The following is a 636-nucleotide window of genomic DNA, read 5'->3' as shown; positions in this document are numbered from 1 at the left end:
GCCGAAGCGGCGCACGGCGATTTGGGCATGATTGTGGACCACGATGTCGTGATTGCCATTTCCAATTCCGGCGAAAGCGATGAAATTGCAGCGATTATTCCGGCGTTGAAACGCAAAAACATCACGCTTATCTGCATCACTGCCCATCCGACTTCCACCATGGCGCGTCATGCCGATATCCATATTACCGCGGCGGTTTCCAAAGAAGCCTGTCCGCTCGGCCTTGCACCGACTTCCAGTACGACCGCCGTCATGGCGTTGGGCGATGCACTGGCGGTTGTCCTACTGCGCGCACGTGCGTTCACGCCCGACGATTTTGCTTTAAGCCATCCGGCCGGCAGCTTGGGCAAACGCCTGCTGTTGCGTGTGGCGGATATTATGCACAAAGACGAAGCCCTGCCTGCCGTTTTGTTGGGCACTCCGTTGAAAGAGGCCATTGTCCGCATGAGTGAAAAAGGCTTGGGCATGTTGGCGGTAACCGATGCCGAAGGCCGTCTGAAAGGGGTATTTACCGATGGCGACTTACGCCGTCTGTTTCAAGAACGCGACAGCTTTGCCGGTTTGAAAGTGGACGACATCATGCACGCTTCGCCGAAAACCATCTCCGCCGACCGCCTAGCCACCGAAGCCTTGAAA

Annotated in this window: 1 protein-coding gene; it reads left to right on the top strand. The window is 56.4% G+C overall.

All coding sequences use genetic code 11. The features are described from left to right. A partial coding sequence (locus tag ACTHUR_RS15310; protein WP_440399487.1) for a KpsF/GutQ family sugar-phosphate isomerase occupies positions 1 to 636 on the top strand: 636 nt, incomplete at both ends.

This window comes from Neisseria sp. P0021.S007, assembly GCF_051956855.1.
This window is presented reverse-complemented; position numbering and strand designations above follow the sequence as displayed.